At 71.9% G+C, this 17,174-nt stretch carries 14 protein-coding genes; 6 read left to right on the forward strand and 8 right to left on the reverse strand.

Going from position 1 to position 17,174, the window contains the following annotated elements; genetic code table 11:
- Positions 1 to 42: 42 nt before the first annotated feature.
- The 3 genes from ACTOQ3_RS03615 to ACTOQ3_RS03625 are packed head-to-tail and all read left to right on the forward strand — an operon-like array spanning position 43 to position 3,472.
- A complete protein-coding gene (locus ACTOQ3_RS03615; protein WP_440065077.1) occupies positions 43 to 330 on the forward strand; it encodes a YggT family protein in 288 nt (95 codons plus the stop codon).
- Between the two features lie 49 nt (positions 331 to 379).
- Positions 380 to 1,237, forward strand: coding sequence for a DivIVA domain-containing protein (locus ACTOQ3_RS03620; RefSeq protein WP_440081977.1), 858 nt, complete (start codon positions 380 to 382; stop codon positions 1,235 to 1,237).
- Positions 1,238 to 1,279: 42 nt separating this feature from the next.
- Positions 1,280 to 3,472 carry a hypothetical protein gene (locus ACTOQ3_RS03625; RefSeq protein WP_440081978.1) on the forward strand — a complete coding sequence of 731 codons (2,193 nt, stop codon included), beginning with the start codon at positions 1,280 to 1,282 and terminating at the stop codon, positions 3,470 to 3,472.
- Positions 3,473 to 3,667: 195 nt separating this feature from the next.
- On the opposite strand, the gene ileS is transcribed toward ACTOQ3_RS03625, so the two are convergent.
- A complete protein-coding gene (ileS, locus tag ACTOQ3_RS03630; protein ID WP_440081979.1) occupies positions 3,668 to 6,826 on the reverse strand; it encodes an isoleucine--tRNA ligase in 3,159 nt (1,052 codons plus the stop codon).
- A gap of 481 nt (positions 6,827 to 7,307) precedes the next feature.
- Between ileS and ACTOQ3_RS03635 the strand changes: the two genes are divergently transcribed.
- The 3 genes from ACTOQ3_RS03635 to ACTOQ3_RS03645 are packed head-to-tail and all read left to right on the forward strand — an operon-like array spanning position 7,308 to position 9,269.
- A complete protein-coding gene (locus tag ACTOQ3_RS03635) occupies positions 7,308 to 7,727 on the forward strand; it encodes a TraR/DksA family transcriptional regulator (RefSeq protein WP_362842902.1) in 420 nt (139 codons plus the stop codon).
- Positions 7,691 to 8,347, forward strand: a complete 657-nt coding sequence (locus ACTOQ3_RS03640; RefSeq protein ID WP_440081980.1) for a signal peptidase II — start codon at positions 7,691 to 7,693, stop codon at positions 8,345 to 8,347. The genes ACTOQ3_RS03635 and ACTOQ3_RS03640 overlap by 37 nt, the downstream gene beginning before the upstream one ends.
- Complete coding sequence (locus tag ACTOQ3_RS03645; protein WP_440081981.1) at positions 8,340 to 9,269, forward strand: RluA family pseudouridine synthase; 930 nt, start codon at positions 8,340 to 8,342, stop codon at positions 9,267 to 9,269. The genes ACTOQ3_RS03640 and ACTOQ3_RS03645 overlap by 8 nt, the downstream gene beginning before the upstream one ends.
- 137 nt (positions 9,270 to 9,406) lie before the next feature.
- Here the strand turns inward: ACTOQ3_RS03645 and ACTOQ3_RS03650 are convergent, their stop codons facing one another.
- The 7 genes from ACTOQ3_RS03650 to ACTOQ3_RS03680 form a co-directional block, all read right to left on the reverse strand.
- Positions 9,407 to 11,008 (reverse strand): protein kinase domain-containing protein, encoded by a 1,602-nt coding sequence (locus ACTOQ3_RS03650; protein ID WP_440081982.1) that lies wholly within the window; start codon positions 11,006 to 11,008, stop codon positions 9,407 to 9,409.
- A gap of 43 nt (positions 11,009 to 11,051) precedes the next feature.
- The gene (locus ACTOQ3_RS03655; protein WP_440081983.1) at positions 11,052 to 12,428 is read right to left on the reverse strand and encodes an acetyl-CoA carboxylase biotin carboxylase subunit; all 1,377 of its coding nucleotides are present in this window, start codon (positions 12,426 to 12,428) and stop codon (positions 11,052 to 11,054) included.
- Entirely contained in the window at positions 12,425 to 12,943 is a 519-nt protein-coding gene (locus tag ACTOQ3_RS03660; protein ID WP_440081984.1) for an acetyl-CoA carboxylase biotin carboxyl carrier protein, read from the reverse strand. Before ACTOQ3_RS03660 ends, ACTOQ3_RS03655 begins: the two co-directional genes overlap by 4 nt.
- The gene (locus ACTOQ3_RS03665) at positions 12,936 to 14,621 is read right to left on the reverse strand and encodes an acetyl-CoA carboxylase carboxyltransferase subunit alpha (RefSeq protein ID WP_440081985.1); all 1,686 of its coding nucleotides are present in this window, start codon (positions 14,619 to 14,621) and stop codon (positions 12,936 to 12,938) included. Before ACTOQ3_RS03665 ends, ACTOQ3_RS03660 begins: the two co-directional genes overlap by 8 nt.
- Positions 14,618 to 14,956, reverse strand: a complete 339-nt coding sequence (locus ACTOQ3_RS03670) for a TcmI family type II polyketide cyclase (protein WP_440081986.1) — start codon at positions 14,954 to 14,956, stop codon at positions 14,618 to 14,620. The genes ACTOQ3_RS03665 and ACTOQ3_RS03670 overlap by 4 nt, the downstream gene beginning before the upstream one ends.
- 280 nt (positions 14,957 to 15,236) lie before the next feature.
- On the reverse strand, positions 15,237 to 15,911 hold the full coding sequence (locus ACTOQ3_RS03675) for a response regulator (protein ID WP_440081987.1): 675 nt from the start codon (positions 15,909 to 15,911) through the stop codon (positions 15,237 to 15,239).
- Positions 15,890 to 16,744, reverse strand: a complete 855-nt coding sequence (locus tag ACTOQ3_RS03680; protein WP_440081988.1) for a sensor histidine kinase — start codon at positions 16,742 to 16,744, stop codon at positions 15,890 to 15,892. Before ACTOQ3_RS03680 ends, ACTOQ3_RS03675 begins: the two co-directional genes overlap by 22 nt.
- Positions 16,745 to 17,174: the final 430 nt, after the last annotated feature.

Consider the following 17,174-nt stretch of genomic DNA (forward strand, 5'->3'; position numbering starts at 1 on the left):
GGGACAGAGGACGGCAGAGCGGAGTGGAGGCGGGTACGGACCGTGGGGATCGTTAGCGGGACCTTGGTCTTCATCCTGTCCATCTATCTCATCCTGCTGATCGGCAGAATGATCTTCGAGACGGTGCAGGCGTTCGCACGTCAGTGGCGCCCCACCGGCATCGTCCTGGTGCTGGCGGAAGCCGTGTACACGGTGACCGATCCACCTCTCAAGTTCCTCCGCCGTTTCATTCCACCACTCCGGTTGGGTACGGTGGCCTTTGACCTAAGCTTCACAGTGCTGTTCATTGTGGTCTTGGTCTTGATCCAACTCGTGTCCGCGCTTCGTTGATCGGGTACCGTCCCCCCGGACAGACTCCAAGCGCGCCAAGGAGACCGAAATGCCGCTGACGCCCGCCGACGTGCGGAACAAGCAATTCAGTACGACCCGACTCAGGCCGGGTTACGACGAGGAAGAGGTAGACGCCTTCCTCGATGAGGTCGAGTCCGAGTTGGACCGTCTCATTCAGGAGAACGAGGAGCTCCGCGCCAAGCTGGCGGAGTGCCTGCGGGGCAAGGTCCCCGGCGGTATGGGCATGGCCATGGCGCCCGCCCCCATCGCCGAGCCCAAGCCCGAGATGATGATGCAGCAGCCGGAGCCGATGCGCGCTCCCGAGCCGGTGCAGCATCAGCAGCCCGTTCCCGTCGGAATGGGGATGCCTCCGGCCGAGGACAACATGGACACCGCGGCCCGGGTGCTCGCCCTCGCGCAGCAGACCGCCGACCAGGCCATCGCCGACGCCCGCCGGGAGGCGGACGAGACGGTGACCCGGGCGCGCCGCGAGGCCGACGACATCCTCGGCAAGGCACGTCGCCAGGCCGAGCAGGTCATCGGTGACGCACGTGCCCGAGCGGAGACGCTGGAGCGCGACGCGCAGGAGCGGCACCGTCAGGCCATGGGCTCCCTGGTGCAGACCCGCGACGAGCTCGAGCGCAAGGTGGAGGAGCTTCGCAGCTTCGAGCGCGAGTATCGCAGCCGTCTGAAGCTGTACCTGGAGAACCAGCTTGCCGAGCTGAACGTGGCTGCCGAGGGCAGCGGCGGGTTCCCGATCGTGAGCGGGCCTCCGGCCATGTCCCACGCGGTGGCTCAGGGCGGTCAGCAGACCCTCCAGAGCGCGCCCAACCCGTTCGGCGGCGACCCCTCGCAGCATTCTGGCGCCTTCCAGGGCGTTGACGGTCCTCACAACGACCGCCGCTAAGGTGTCGGGTCATCCCCTTGGCCCGCATCCGGGAGTCTCTCTGTGATCCTCATCAGCGCCGGTTTGGTACTCACGGCCATCGTCCTGCTCATCGCGGGGTTCGTGTTGGCCAAGCCGTTCCTGGTCATATGGTCGATCGCGGTCAGCATGCTGTCCGCAGTCTTCCTGGTGATCGGGGCGTTGTTGCGCCGCCACGAGTTGTTCCCCGGCGGGGACGCCGGGGCCTCTCAGCCCCTTCCCCCGAAGGGACCGATGCCGGCCGGGCCACTCCCGGCGCCGCACGGTATGCCGGCCCAGTCGCACGGCATGCAGGTCCAGATGCCCAACCAGCCCTCCGCACCGCAGCAGATGATGGTGCGGCACGGGATGCCGCAGGTGCCCGCCCCGACCCAGCCGCGACGCGGCCCGGTGGCCGGGCCGGCCACCGCCGCCGCGGCGAGGCGGGGCGCCCTGGACCCCGAGGCGATCGTGCTGGTCATCCCCGGACGCAAGCGCTACCACGTCGCGGGATGCCGCCAGCTGGCCGGCAGGGATCATGAGGAGCTCACCTGCGAGGAGGCGCGGGAGGAGGGCTTCACGCCCTGCACCACGTGCCTGCCCGCCGACGCCGGCTCCGCGCCCCAGCAGCGGGAGACCTCGCCCGGGGTACGCGAGCCCGAAGCGCCGCTGAACGTCTCCCACGAGTCCGGCTCCCTCGGCGACGCTCGCGAGCCGGGCCCCCAGGAGGCCACCGCCCGCTTCACCTCCCCGTACCGCCCCGTGCAACCCCCCGTGCAGCCCACGGCCCCGTCCGGCGGACAGCAGGCCCTCGGAGCGCGGCCCGAGTCCCAGCGGCCCGAACACCGACGGTCCGAACCTCAGCGGTCCGAAGTCCAGCGGTCCGAACCTCAGAGGTCCGGAGGCGAGGCCCCGCAGGCCCGCTTCGAGGCTTCGCAGACCAGGAGCGAGTCTCCGGCGTCTCCGGTCTCTCCGGCGTCCTCGACCTCTCCGGCCGCCGGACGCGACGCCGCACCCGCCGGGCCGGAAACCTCCGCGACCGGGCGCGAGAGCACCGCGTCCCGCCAGGAGGCCGCGTCCCGGCAGGAGACCCAGCGCCCCCCGCAGGAGCCCGTCGTCCCGGTCGCCCGGCCCTACGTCCAGTCTCCCGAGCCGCAGGGGCGGCCCCAGGAGACCGCGAGCTCCCCGGCCCGCCCGGCGGAGCAGCCGACCCGCCCGGCGATCCGGCTGCCGAGGATCCCCGAGATCCCGCACGCCGCGTCCGAGGCCACCAGCTGGTTCAGCCGCGACGTGGTCGCGCAGGCCTCCGGGCAGGAGGGCACGGAGACCTCCGCGAGGGCCGACTCCGCGAAGGCCGGATCCAAGACCGCCACGTCCGGCCAGGACCGGCCCGCCGAGACCGAGCCCACGGTCTCCGGCTCCTCCGGGACGCCCGCCACGGCCGCGAGCAGGGCCGAGGCGCCCGAGCCCGACGAGCCGGGCACTGCCGGGGTCACGTCCGCGAAGCCCGGGTCCGAGCGTGCCGAGGCCGAACCCACCGGGCTTGCCAAGACCGGGTCCGTGAAAGCCGAGGCCGCAGGAAGCGGTCCGGCCGAGGTGGGGTCCGCCGCCGCTGAGCCCGCGAAGCCCGAGCCCGCCGACGGGAAGGCCCACGCCGGGGCCGTCTCCGGCGGTGGGGCCTCCTCCACGGAGGCGGAAGCGGAAACCACGACCGCCGCCGGGCGGGACGTCTCCCCGGAGCCCTTGGGTTCCGCGCGAGAGGCGGCCGCCGAGGGCGGCGCCCCCGAACCGGTGGAGCCGGCCGAGACCGCACCCGGGCGCGCCGGGCGGCAGGTAGCGGCCGACTCCACCTCCGCGGAACGCGTTCCGGCCCCCGAGGCGGCCCCGGCCGGCGGGACGTCCAAGGCCACCGTGGCCGGGGCACCCGCCACCGGTGCCTCCCGCGGTGACCGTGACGCCCGCGACGACCGTGACGCCCCCGATGACCGCGGCGACGACACCTCCCCAGGTGGTGTCCCCGCGGTCGAGGAGCGGCCGCGTCCCGCGCCCCGGGAGCGGGAGGCGGACGGCGAGACGGTCACGGTCATCGTCGGCACCCGCCGCTTCCACGATTCCGACTGCCCCCTCGTCAAGGGCGCCAGCATCGGAGGCAGCGGCATCGAGACCATGTCCCGGGCCGAGGCCGAGAAGGCCGGGCTGAGCAACTGCCCGATCTGCCGGCAGAACCGCCGGACGTGAACTGACCGGGCACCTCCGAGCCATCTGAGCCATCCGAGCCATCCGGGCATCGGGCCCGTCATCGTCGTGAACCAGGACGGCCGGGGTTCCCGGGAGACATCCCCGCGACCCCGGCCGTGTTCGATCTCGCCGGCCTTCCCGGGCCGGCCTGAACGGGTCTGACCGGTCCTGACGGTCAGACCCGTTCGAACCGGTTCAGACCGTCGTCGTCGTGCGGCGGAGCTGGAAGGTCAGGCCCAGCTCGGCGTCGCTGTGGGCGGGGAGGTCGTCGGCGCCGCCCTCGGTGAGGGAGACGGCGAGGACCTCGTCGGCCACCGCCTGACCCTGGGTCCGCAGAGCCTCGGCCAGGTCGGCGTCATCGGTGGACCACCACACGTCGATCCGGTCGGTGATCGACAGGCCGGTGGACTTGCGGGTGTCCTGGAGCAGGCGGATGACGTCGCGGATCAGGCCCGAGCGGCGCAGCTCGTCGGTGATGGTCAGGTCGAGGGCGACGGTCTCACCGGCGCCGGCCTCCACCGCCCAGCCGGACCTGGGCTGCTCGGTGACGATCACGTCGTCGGCGCCGAGCTCCACGGTGCCCAGCTCTCCCGCGTCCACCGAGACCGGCGAGCCGGCACGGAGCGCGCGGGCGAGCTCGGCGGGGTCGGCGGCGGTGACGGCCGAGGCGACGAGCTTGGTCTGCGAGCCGAACCGCTTGCCCAGCGCCCGGAAGTTGGGCTTCACGGTGAAGGACACCAGGTCCGCCCCGATCCCGGACAGGTCCTCCAGGTCCTTCACGTTGAGCTCGTCGGCGATGAGCTCGCGCAGCTCCGGGGGGAGCGCGGCCCAGCCGGGGGCGCCGACCAGGGCGCGGCCGAGCGGCTGGCGGGTCTTGACCCCGCTGGAGGCGCGGGCCGAACGGCCCAGCTCCACCAGGCGGCGGACCAGCGCCATCCGCTCGGACAGCTCCGGGTCCAGCAGCTCGCCGTTGACGTCGGGCCAGGTGGCCAGGTGGACCGAGGAGGGGGCGTCCGTGTCGCGGAGCACGTCCCAGACGTAGTCGGTGGTGAACGGCACCACCGGTGCCATCAGCCGGGTGACGGTCTCCAGGCACTCGTACAGCGTGGCGAACGCCGCGGGGTCACCGGTCCAGAAGCGGCGCCGGGAGCGTCGCACGTACCAGTTGGACAGGTCGTCGAGGAACTCGGCGAGGCGCCGCCCGACGCGGGCGGTGTCGAAGACGTCCAGCGACGAGGTGACCTCGGCCACGGTCCGGTGCAGCTCGGCGAGGGCCCACCGGTCGATCAGCGGGCGCTCGTCGTACGCGGGCGCCTCGGCGAGCCGGGACGGCGACCAGGACTCGGCGTTGGCGTACAGGGTGAAGAACGACGTGGTGTTCCAGTAGGTGAGCAGGACCTTGCGGACGATCTCCTCCAGGGCGCCGTGTCCCACCCTGCGGGCCGCCCACGGCGAGCCGGAGCAGGCCATGTACCAGCGCAGCGCGTCGGCGCCGTGCTGGTCCATCAGCGGCATCGGCTTGAGCACGTTGCCCAGGTGCTTGCTCATCTTGCGGCCGTCCTCGGCCAGGATGAGGCCGAGGCAGAGCACGTTCTCGTACGAGGACCTGCCGAAGACGAGCGTGCCGACCGCCATCAGCGAGTAGAACCAGCCGCGGGTCTGGTCGGTGGCCTCGCAGATGAACTGCGCCGGGTAGGCCTTCTCGAGCATCTCCTCGTTCATGTACGGGGCGCCCCACTGGGCGAACGGCATCGAGCCGGAGTCGTACCAGGCGTCGATCACGTCGGGCACCCGGCGCGCCTCGTTGCCGCAGGTGGGGCAGGGCAGCGTGACGTCGTCCACGTAGGGGCGGTGCGGGTCGAGCGCGGAGACGTCCTGGCCGGACAGGCGGCCCAGCTCGTCCAGCGAGCCGACGCAGGTGACGTGCGACTCGTCGGCCGTGCAGATCCACAGGGGCAGCGGGGTACCCCAGTAGCGCGAGCGCGACAGCGACCAGTCGACGTTGTTGCGCAGCCACTCGCCGAACCGGCCCCACTTGATCGTCTCGGGGTACCAGCTGGTCTTCTCGTTCTCGGCGAGGAGCTGGTCCTTGATCGCGGTGGTGCGGATGTACCAGGCGGGGAGGGCGTAGTAGAGCAGCGCGGTGTGGCAGCGCCAGCAGTGCGGGTAGCTGTGCTCGAAGTGGCTGCCCCGGTAGAGCAGGCCGCGCTCGCGCAGGTCGGCCGTGAGCCCCTCGTCGGCGTCCTTGAAGAACTGGCCGCCGACCTGGGGGACGCCGTCGAGGAACCGGCCGTCGGGGCCGATCGGGTTGACCACGGGAAGCCCGTACCGCTTGCAGGTCGTCATGTCGTCGGCGCCGAAGGCGGGCGCCTGGTGGACCAGGCCGGTGCCGTCCTCGGTGGTGACGTAGTAGCCGAGCACCACGTAGTGCGCGCCGGGGATGTCGACCAGGTCGAACGGGCGCGTGTAGGTGGTGTGCTCCAGGTCGGCGCCCTGGAAGGCGGCCAGCACCTCGGCGCCCTCGCCCAGCGCGGCGGCCAGCAGCGGCTCGGCCACCACCAGGACCTCGTCGGACCCGGCGGGGCGGGCCGCGACGTAGGTCACGTCGGGGTGCACGGCCACGGCGGTGTTGGAGACCAGGGTCCACGGGGTGGTGGTCCAGATCAGCAGCGAGGCGCCGAGGTCGGCGAGCGGTCCCGAGGTCGCGGGCATGCGGACGTAGACCGACGGGCTGGTGACGGTCTCGTAGCCGCCCGGCTGGCCCAGCTCGTGGTCGGACAGGCCGGTGCCGCAGCGGGGGCAGTACGGGGTGATGCGGAAGTCGCGGGACAGCAGGTCCTTGTCGAAGATGACCTTGAGCGACCACCAGACGGACTCCACGTAGGCCGGGTCCATCGTGCGGTAGGCCTGGGACAGGTCGATCCAGTACCCCATCCGCTCGGTCATCTCCTCGAAGGCGTCCACGTGCTTCAGCACGGACTCACGGCACCGGTCGTTGAACTCGGCGATGCCGTACGCCTCGATCTCCTTCTTGCCGGAGAGGCCGAGTTCCTTCTCGACGGCGACCTCGACGGGCAGCCCGTGGCAGTCCCAGCCCGCCTTGCGGGGCACGTTGAAGCCGCGCATCGACTTGTAGCGGGGGAAGAGGTCCTTGAAGACGCGGGCCTCGACGTGGTGGACGCCGGGCATGCCGTTGGCGGTGGGCGGACCCTCGTAGAAGACCCAGTTGGGACCGCCGGCGTTCTGCTCGACCGAACGCTCGAAGACCTTGCCGTCCCGCCACCGGTCGAGCACCTCGTGCTCGAGCGCGGGAAGATCGACCTGCGCGGGAAGAGAACGGAAATAGGCGGACATGATGGGCTGGACCTCCACGCTGGAACCGGCTGTGGCGTGGAGGGACGAGGCCGTCGGGGCCCCGCGGTACCACCCTCCTTGACCTCGCGTGCGCGCGAGGCCCTCTTCCTTCGGCCTGCTGCCGGGTCTACTGGGCCGCCGCGGGCCTGATGTCGGGTCGTCGCGGCCGTTCTTCCGGCGGCTCCGGGGTGATCGTGCCTTCGCGCCTCGCCCCGGGCTCGCACCGTCCCCGGGTCGCTCGTGCGAGGTGATGCGGAGGTTGCTGTCCCCATCAACGCCTTGCAGGCTCACACGATAACGCACCCGCCCCCCTGGAAGCTTCCCCGTATTGAGGTCCGCTGGGCGGAATCAGGGGGAAGCGACCGGATGTTACGTGAGTGGTAAAGAATGCGGCGGGTCGTTTGCCGTTCTGTTATGGGAGACCTAAGCTGCCCGCACCGTTTACCACATCGGAGACGGTCCATCGAACAAGGAGGCCGCCATGGCCGCGACCGTGCGCGCAGACAACAGCGCGGTGGCGCCGTCCCAGGACGGTGCCGTCGTCACCTGGTCGGCCGAGGAGCTCAAGGAGGTCCGCAGGCAACTGGCCACGGAGATCCACGAGCTCACCGAGGAGATCGCCAAGGCCGAGACGGAGATCGCGTCGAGCGACGTCACCGACGGTGCGGGAGACGATCAGGCCGACGCCGGAGCCCGGACGTATGAACGCGAGCGCGAAATCGCCCTTACCCTGAACTCGCGCGACCTGGTCGCGCAGAACGAGCGAGCGATCGCCCGGATCGACGCGGGGACCTACGGAGTGTGCGAATCGTGCCATCAGCCGATCGGAAAGGAGCGCCTTCAGGCGTTTCCGAGGGCGACGCTGTGCGTGGCCTGCAAGCAGCGGGAGGAGCGCCGCTGACGGGCGACACCGAGGAGGGGGCGGCGGTCTCGGCCGCCCCGCTCCCGGCACGGCGGATCGCCGTGCTCGCGACGATCGTCCCCATCGTCTACGCCCTCGACCTCGCCACGAAGACCCTCGTGCTGAGGACCCTGGAGGGCAGGGAACCGCTCGTGGTCGTCCCGGACCTCCTCCAGTTCCGGGTGATCTTCAACTCGGGGGCCGCCTTCAGCCTCGGCACCGGGATGACGATCATCTTCACCTGTGTCGCGACCGCCGTCGTGGTGGCGATCCTGCGCACCGCGCGCAACCTGCGCAGCCTGCCCTGGGCGATCACGCTGAGCCTGCTGCTCGGCGGGGCGCTCGGCAACCTCACCGACCGGATCTTCCGCTGGCCCTCGGGCTTCGGCCCGGGCAGGCCCTCGCCGCTCCAGGGGCACGTGGTCGACTTCATCGAGACCTTCCCCGGTCACTTCCCGGTCTGGAACATCGCCGACTCGGCGATCGTCTGCGGCGGGATCCTGGCGGTCCTCCTCGCCTGGCGGGGTTACCAGATCGACGGCACGCGCGACACGGGAGCCGCGAAGACCACGAAGGACACGAAGGACACGAAGGAAAGCAAGGAGAACAACGATGGCTGACCGGCGAAGCCTCCCCGTCCCCGACGGGCTGGAGGGCGAGCGCCTCGACGCCGCCCTGTCACGCCTGTTCGGCCTCTCCCGTACGCGCGCGGCCGAGTTGATCGTCGCCGGCGACGTGCTGGTGGACGGTGCGACCGCGATCAAATCCGACCGGGTCCACGGTGGCGCGTGGCTGGAGGTCACCCTCCCGCCGCCGCCCACCACGCCGATGCCGGTGGCCGAGCCGGTGCCCGGGATGCACATCGTGTACGAGGACGACGACATCGTCGTCGTCAACAAGCCCATCGGCGTGGCCGCCCACCCGACCACCGGCTGGACCGGGCCCACCGTGATCGGCGGCCTGCTGGGCACCGGCCACCGGGTGGCCACCAGCGGCGCGGCCGAGCGCCAGGGCATCGTGCACCGGCTGGACGCCAACACCACCGGCGCGATGGTCGTCGCCAAGAGCGAGCACGCCTACTCCCACCTGAAGCGGGCCTTCAAGGAGCGTACGGTCGACAAGCGCTACCACGCGCTGGTCCAGGGCCACCCCGACCCGCACCGCGGCACCGTGGACGCGCCGATCGACCGCCATCCCGTCGGGGACGGCCGCTGGGCGGTCGTGTCCGGGGGCAAGGACTCGATCACCCACTACGACACGATCGAGGCCTTCCGCGCGGCGTCGCTGCTGGACATCAAGCTGGAGACGGGCCGCACCCACCAGATCCGGGTCCACATGTCGGCGCTGCGCCACCCGTGCGTCGGCGACATGCTGTACGGGGCCGACCCCACCCTGGCCGCGCGCCTGGGGGTGAGCCGGCAGTGGCTGCACGCGGTCTCCCTGGCCTTCGAGCACCCCTCCACCGGCGAGTGGGTCTCCTTCAGCACCGCCTACCCCGACGATCTGGCCAACGCCCTGACGATCGTGGCCGCCGAGTCCTGACGCGGTCCGCCGTTCCCGGGTGATCCACCGGGTCCGGACGGCCGGGACCGGGTGGTGATCTTCCGGGTTCTCCGCCCTCGGGGCCTCGGGGCTTCGCCGGTCCCCGGACCTTCCCGGCCCCACCGCCGGGCCTTCCCCTAGCGGGCCGCCCCGGCCCTTCCGATCTCGCCCTCGCCCCCGGTGCCCGTCTCGAGCGCGGCCGTTCCGGCGTTGGGGTCGACCTGGTCGGATGAGTCGCCCTGCTGGCCCTCGCCCGGGGTGTCGTCCTGCCCCGAATCCTCGCCGGTCCCCCCGCCCTGGTCCTGCTCCTCGCCCTCCCCCTCGTCGGCGGGATCCTCCTCGGGCTCGTCCGGGGGTGCCTGCGTCGGCTTGTCCGTCGGCTTGTCCGTCGGCTTCTCCGTCGGCTTGTCCGACGGCCTGTCCTGCGGGGCGGGGTCGCCGTTCTCCGGCCTCTCCGGGGCCGGGCGGCCGGAGGTCCCGCCCTCGTCGTTCTGGGTGGGGGCGTTACGCGCGGGCACCTTCGCCTGCTCGGGCTCGCCCGAGGGCTTCCCCTCGTCGGGCGCCACGCTCGCCGAGGTCGACGGCTCCCTGGGGATCGGGGGCGAGGAGTTGGAGGCGACCCACGCCAGCCCTCCCGCGCTCGCGGCGAGTGCGACGGCCGCCGCGACCAGGGCGGCCATCGCCGGGCGCCGCCGTCTGGGAGAGACCGAGACCGGAACCGGCTCGGGTCCGGAGCCGGGCGGTGCGGGGGGCGGCGGGGGCGGTGCGGCTCCCGCCGGGGTGGTGGGGACGCCGTCCGGGACGGCGGCGAACGCGGGGATCACCGCGGACGGCCCGGTCGACGGCCCGGCCTGCGTACCTGCCGTCGGCTCGGCGGGAATCCCGGCCGGAATCTCGATGGGCATGGTCGGCTGCGGCGCGGTCCCGTTCACCAGCGAGGTCAGATGGACCTGCACCTCGCGGGCGGACATGCGCCGCGCCGGATCCTTGTGGAGCAGGCCGTGGATCACCGGGGCGAGCGGCCCGGCGAACCGCATCGGTGACGGCTCCTGATGCATGACGGCGCTGAGCGTCGCCAGCGGGTGAGCCCGCTCGAAGGGAGAGCGTCCCTCGACGGCCACGTAGAGCGTCACGCCGAGCGACCACAGGTCGGAGGCGAACTCGGCAGGTCCGCCGCTCGCCCGCTCCGGCGCGATGAACGCCGGGGTGCCGATGAGCGAACCGGTCCTGGTGATCGACGAGTCGCCCTCCAGGACGGCGATGCCGAAGTCGGTGAGCACGGCCCGCCCGTCCGCGGCGATCAGCACGTTGTCCGGCTTCACGTCGCGGTGCAGGACGCCCGCGTGGTGGGCGGCGAGCAGCGCGCCCAGCACCTCCAGCCCGATCCGCGCCACCCGCATCGGCGGCAGCGGCCCGTCCTCCCTGATCACCGCTCCGAGCGTGCGGGAGTCGACCAGTTGCATGACGATCCAGGGACGCCCCTGCTCCTCGATCACGTCGTAGACCGTCGCCACCCCGGGGTGGCCGATCCGCCCGGCGGCACGGGCCTCCCTGAGGGTCCGTACGGTGAAGACCTCGCGTTCGGGACCGGTGAGGTCGGGGGAGGGGATGACCTCCTTGACCGCCACCTCGCGGCCCAGGACCTCGTCGCGCGCTCGCCAGACCGTTCCCATGCCTCCTCGGCCGATGCGTTCGAGCAGGCGGTAGCGGGCTCCGATGATCCCCTGAGAATCGGTCATGTGGTGGCGAGTACCCCGGATTTACGTCAGCATTCAGAAAAGTTTACGCAGACCAGCGTATATGTCCCTGCTCGCTCATGAACGTGTCCACAAATCCGGTGCTGTGCTCACCCGCGGCGAACCGCGGTTGTGCGAGCAGCTCGCGCAGCAGCGGGATGGTGGTGGCCACCCCCGGCCCCTCCACGGCGAACTCGGCGAGCGCGCGATCGGCCCTGGCGATGGCCTCCTGCCGGGTGGGCGCCCAGACGACCAGTTTCGCGATCATCGAGTCGTAGTCCGGCGGTATCGTGTCGCCCTGGACGAACCCGGAGTCGACCCGCACGCCGGGCCCGCCGGGCGGGCGGAAGACCGTCAGGCGGCCGGGGGCGGGGCGGAACCCCGCGCCGGGGTCCTCGGCGTTCACCCGGCACTCGATGGCCGCGCCGGTGAAGCGGACCTGCTCCTGGGTGAAGGGCAGGCGCTCGCCCGCGGCCACCCGGATCTGCTCCCTGACCAGGTCGACGCCGGTGAGCATCTCGGTGACCGTGTGCTCGACCTGGATGCGGGCGTTGATCTCCATGAAGGTCGCCTCCCCGGCCGGGTCGACCAGGAACTCCATCGTCCCCGCGCCGGTGTAGCCGACGTGCCGCGCCCCGGCCACCGCGTACTCGCCGAGCAGCCCGCGGACCTTCTCGGGCAGCTCGGGGGAGGGCGCCTCCTCGACGAGTTTCTGGTTGCGCCGCTGCAGCGAGCAGTCGCGCTCTCCCAGGTGGACGACGGTCCCGGCGGAGTCTCCCAGCAGCTGCACCTCCACGTGGCGGGCCACCGGCACGAACCGCTCGATGTAGACGTCGCCGTTGCCGAACATCTGCCGGGCGAACGCGGTGGTGCGCCGGTGGACGTCGCGCAGCTCGGCCCGGTCGCGCGCCACCTCGATGCCCCGCCCGCCGCCGCCCGCGGCGGCCTTCACGATGACCGGGTAGCCGATCTCGGCGCCGATCCGCTCGGCCTCGGCCACCGAGGGTACGGCGCCCTCGCTGCCGGGCAGGACGGGCAGCCCGGCCTCGGCCATCAGGGAGCGCACCCGCGCCTTGTCGCCGACGCACTCCATGACCTCGGGGGTGGGGCCGACGAAGGTGATCCCGTTGTCCGCGCAGACCCTGGCGAAGTCGGCGTCCTCCGACAGGAAGCCGTAGCCCGGGTGGATCGCCTCCGCCCCGGTCTGCAGGGCCGCCTCGATGACGGCGGGCACGGAGAGGTAACTGCGCCGGGCCGGGGCCGGGCCGATGTGGACGGCCCTGTCGGCGTAGGCCACGAACCGGGCGTCGCGGTCGGCGGTGGAGTACACGGCGACGGTCTCGATGCCCATCTCGCGGCAGGTCCTGGCCACGCGCAGCGCGATCTCGCCCCGGTTGGCGATGAGCATCCTCGCGAAACTCATGCGTCGTCCGTCCGTAGCCGTATCAGGACCTGCCCGTACTCCACCGGCTCGCCGTTGCCCGCGACCACCTCGACGACCTCGCCCGCCCGTCCGGCGACGACCGGGTTCATCAGCTTCATGGCCTCGACGATGCCGATCGTCTGGTCGGCGTCCACCCGGTCGCCCGGCTGCACGAAGGGCGGGGCCCCCGGCTCGGCGGCGACGTAGAAGGTGCCGACCAGGGGAGCGGTCACCGCGTGCGACGGGGAGTGCTCCCGCGCCGCGTCGAGGGGGCCGGTCTCCGCCGGTCGCGCGGCCTGCCCGGTGGCGGCCACGGCGACGGGCCGCGGATCCGGCGCGGCGGCCTGCGGGGAGGCCCAGGTCACCTCCAGGGCGCACTCGCCCAGGCGCAGGGAGATGGCCGCCACCGGGCCGGGAACGGTCTTGACGAGGTTGCCGACCTCCTCGCGCAGCAGCCGCATCGCCGCGTGCGCGTCCTCCTCGGAGCCGGGTCTGCCGGCGATCCGCTCATCCACCTTCGATCACTCCCAGCCCGCGGAACCGCTCGTGGCGATGCTTGCGCAGCTCGTCGCCGCTCAGCCCGGACAGCTCGCGCAGCGACTCCAGGACGGCCGCCTTGAGCGCGTCCATCGCCGCCACCGGATCCTCCTGCGCGCCGCCCCGCGGTTCGGGCACGACCCCGTCGACGACGCCGAGCCGCAGCAGCTCCGGCGCGGTGATCCGCAGGGACTCGGCCAGCTCGGGAGCGTGCGAGGGGTCGCCGTACAGGATCGTCGAGCAGCTCTCCGGGCTGATCACCGAGTAGACGGCGTGGCGCAGCATCAGCACCCGGTTGGCCACCGCCAGGGCCAGCGCCCCGCCGCTGCCGCCCTCGCCGACCACGGTCGCGACCACCGGGACCGACAGCTCCGACATGCCGGCGAGGCACTCGGCGATCGCCCAGGACTGGCCGCGTTCCTCGGCCCCGACACCCGGGGCGGCGCCCTGGGTGTCGACGAGGGTCACCACCGGCAGGCCGAGCCGGTCGGCCATCGACATCAGCCGCAGCGCCTTGCGGTACCCCTCGGGGTGGGCGAGGCCGAAGTTCCTGGCGACCAGCTCCTTGGTGTCATGACCCTTCTGGTGGCCGACGATCATCACGGGCCTCCCGCCGATCAGGCCGGTGCCGCCGACGATCGCCGGATCGTCGCCGTGCGTGCGGTCCCCGTGGAGCTCCACGAAGTCCGAGCACAGGTGCCAGATGTAGTCGAGGGCGGTCGGGCGCCGGGTGTCGCGGGCCAGCCGCACGGTCTCCTGGGCGGTCAGCACGCCGGACAGCTCGCCCGGATCGCGGATCACCGCCGCGGGCCCGCCGGGAGGCGGCTCCTGGGCGTGTCCGTCCCCGGTCCGGCCGGTCGTGGACAGCAGCCGGGCGAGCAGGGGACGCAGGCCGTCGCGGGGCTCGACCCGGTCGAGCATGCCGCGCCCGGCGAGATACTCGGCGCTCTGGAAGCCCCGGGGGAGCTTCTCCCGGGTCGCCGAGGCGATGACGCGCGGCCCGGCGAAGCCGACGAGCGCGCCGCGCTCGGCGATCAGCACGTCCCCGAGGGTGGCGAACGAGGCGGTGACCCCGCCGAAGGTGGGGTCGGTCAGCACGCAGACGCTGAGCACGCCCGCTCGCCGCAGGCGCCGCATCGCCTGGGCGGTCTTGCCCATCTGCATCAGGGACAGGCCGCCCTCCTGCATGCGGGCGCCGCCGGAGGCGATGGCCAGGACCAGCGGGACGCGCTCGTCCAGCGCCTGCTCGCAGGCGCGGGTGACGGCCTCGCCGACCGCCGACCCCATGCTGCCGCCGAGAAAGGAGAAGTCCATGACGGCGACGACCACGCGGTGGCCGCCGGCGGTGGCGGTGCCGTGGAGGACGGCGTCGTCCAGGCCGGTGCGCCCGCGCGCCTGGGCCAGGCGCTCGGCGTAGGGCCGGGAGTCGGCGAAGCCCAGCGGGTCGCCGCCGCGCACCTGCGGGGCGGCGCGGAAGGAGCCGTCGTCCACCAGGGTGCGAAGCCGCTCGACGGCGTTCAGCCGGTGGTGGTGACCGCACTCGGGGCAGACACGCTGCGTACGGGCCAGGCGGGGGGCGTACACGATGGCGGCGCAGCCGGGGCAGCGCGCCCACAGTCCGGGCGCGGTGGCCGGCGCGGCGGGTGAGATCGTCACAGGGCGCGCTCCTCGGGAGTCCAGTGGTAGAACCGCCGCGCCATCGCGTCGGCGGGGCCGCGCCAGGTGTCCGGGTCGTACGGCCTGACGTGCGGGTCGAGGTCCTCGCTCAGCCGCAGGAAGTCCTCCCGCCCGCGGGCGATCGCCATCGCCTCGGCGGCGGAGCCCTCGAACTCGACGTGGTGGAAGTAGAGGTCCCGGTAGAGGAACAGGTCGCGGCGCGTCACCCCGAGCGCGCGGGGGAGCTCGCCGGCGTCGGACTCGCCGAAGAGGCGGGAGACCTCGCCGGAACCGCCGGGACTGAGGCGGGCGACGATCAGGATCTGGTCGGGCACGGGCACTCCTCGGTGGCCGGTCGATCGGGTCCGTCCCACCGTAGGAACCCGGCCCGGCCGGTGTCGCCCGCCGCCGGCGTGAACCCGGGGCTCCTCCGGGGAGGGGACCGTCTCCTTCCCCGAGGGGAGCCGGTCCGCGTTCGCGTGGCCTCGAAGGACCGGTCCGCTGTCGCGAAGGTTCCCCGAGGGGAGCCGGCCCGTGTTCGTGAAGGCGGGCCGGACGCGAGGCGGGCCGCCTCCCCGCGGGGGAGACGGCCCGCCTTCGCGCACCGGAGCCGCGTCAGCCCCGGGGAGTGGCCGCGACCAGGCCGTTCTCGTACGCGAAGATCACGATCTGCACCCGGTCGCGCACGCCGAGCTTCTGGTAGAGGTGCTGGACGTGCGACTTGATCGTGCTGTCGCCGAGCACGAGCGCGCGTGCGATCTCGTCGTTGCCGTATCCCCGTACGAGCAGCTGGAACACCTCGCGCTCCCGCTCGGTGAGCTGGTCGAGCACCGCGGTCGGCGCGGCCGAGAGCACCGGGCGCCTGGCGAACTCGTCGATGAGCTTGCGCGTCACCGAGGGCGACAGCAGGGCGTCGCCCTCGGCGACCTCGCGCACGGCGTCCACCAGCCGGTCGGTGGGCGTGTGCTTGAGGATGAAGCCGCTTGCACCGCTGCGCAGCGCCTCGAAGACGTGCTCGTCCTGGTCGTAGATGGTCAGGATGACGACCTTCGCGGGATAGGCGGCACCCAGCTTGCAGATCTCCCTGGTGGCGGTGATGCCGTCCATGCGCGGCATGTTGATGTCCATCAGCACGACGTCCGGGCGGAGTGTCTTGACCGACTGCACCGCCTGCACCCCGTGCCGTGCCTCCCCGACCACCACGATGTCCGGCACCACGTCGAAGACGGCATGCAGACCGCTGCGGATCAGCGGCTGGTCGTCGGCGATCAGGACGCGGATCTTCCGCATGGCTCGTCCTCTCTGAAGATGGCGGGAGTCACCGGAATGACGGCCCGGGTGACGAATCCGCCCCCGGTCAGCGGTCCTGACTCCAGGTGACCTCCCTGCTCGGCGACGCGTTCCGACAGGCCCCGCAGCCCCGTGCCGCCGCCCTGCCTGCGGGGAAGGGGCATGGCCACCGCCATCACACCGGGGGGGCGCGTCTCGTTGACCACCGAGACGCTCAGCTTCTCGCCGAAGCAGACCTCCAGGTGGACCGGGCCGGCGTTGTGCTTGAGCGCGTTCGTCAGGGCCTCCTGGGCGACGCGGAACGCCGTCCGGGCGACCTCGGGCGGTACGTGGCGTTCGGCGGCGACGTTGCGCAGCCGTACGGCCAGGTCGGGAAAGGGAAAGCGCCCGGCGAGCTCGGTCAGCCTGGCCGACAGGAGCACGCCGTCGTCGTGGCGCCGCGGCTCCTCCCCCGGGGGGAGGTCGTGCCTTCCCCCCGGGGGAGGCGGCTCGTGCCGCAGGTCGGTCAGGGTCCCCCGTAGGTCGGTCAGGGTCGCCTGGACCGTCTCCTCGATGATCTGGGCCACGTGGTGGGCCGTCGCCGGTGAGCCGGTCAGCCGCCGGGCCTGGAGGGCGATGACGGTCAGGCCGTGTCCCACCCCGTCGTGCAGGTTACGGGCGATCCGGCGCCGTTCGCGCAGTGTCGCGGCGCTCTCGCTCCTGGCCAGTATGGACTTGGTGTGCCGGCGGGTGCCGAGTGTGAACGACGCGATGGCCAGGAGCGCCGCCACCGTCGAGCACAGCAGGTCGGTCCAGCTCAGCTCTGAGACGAGATAGCCGAGGAAGGTGCTCATCGAACCCACCCCGTCGGGATCCGCTGAGATCGGCTACTCGCTAAACATGAGAGGTGCTTGCATTCTTGGGTTGTTTTGCCCCGTCGTTCCCCCATGAAAGGTGAGCGTAGTCAGAAAAAGCGACTATATCAAGCAAATCATATGGGCTGTCACAGACTTCGTTAAGATTCTATTCTTTGACTATTGAGGACGTCTGTCAGGCCCGTTCCTGAACCCTCGGGATGGACGTCGGGGGACTTAACAGCCTCCCGTCAGCGCGTACCACCAGTGCCTGTGTCGCCCGACCGTTCTATGGGTTCTCACAGAAGTAGCTCAGAGATTCTTAAGGTCTATCAGGATAAATCATATTATCTGCGAACGATTGACGCGCAGGTGGAATATTTGTGAATTGCGATGTCCGCAATTCAATTAACCAGGGTTTCGATCAAGC

It is taken from the genome of Streptosporangium sp. LJ11, assembly GCF_051918945.1.
GTDB lineage: Bacteria > Actinomycetota > Actinomycetes > Streptosporangiales > Streptosporangiaceae > Streptosporangium.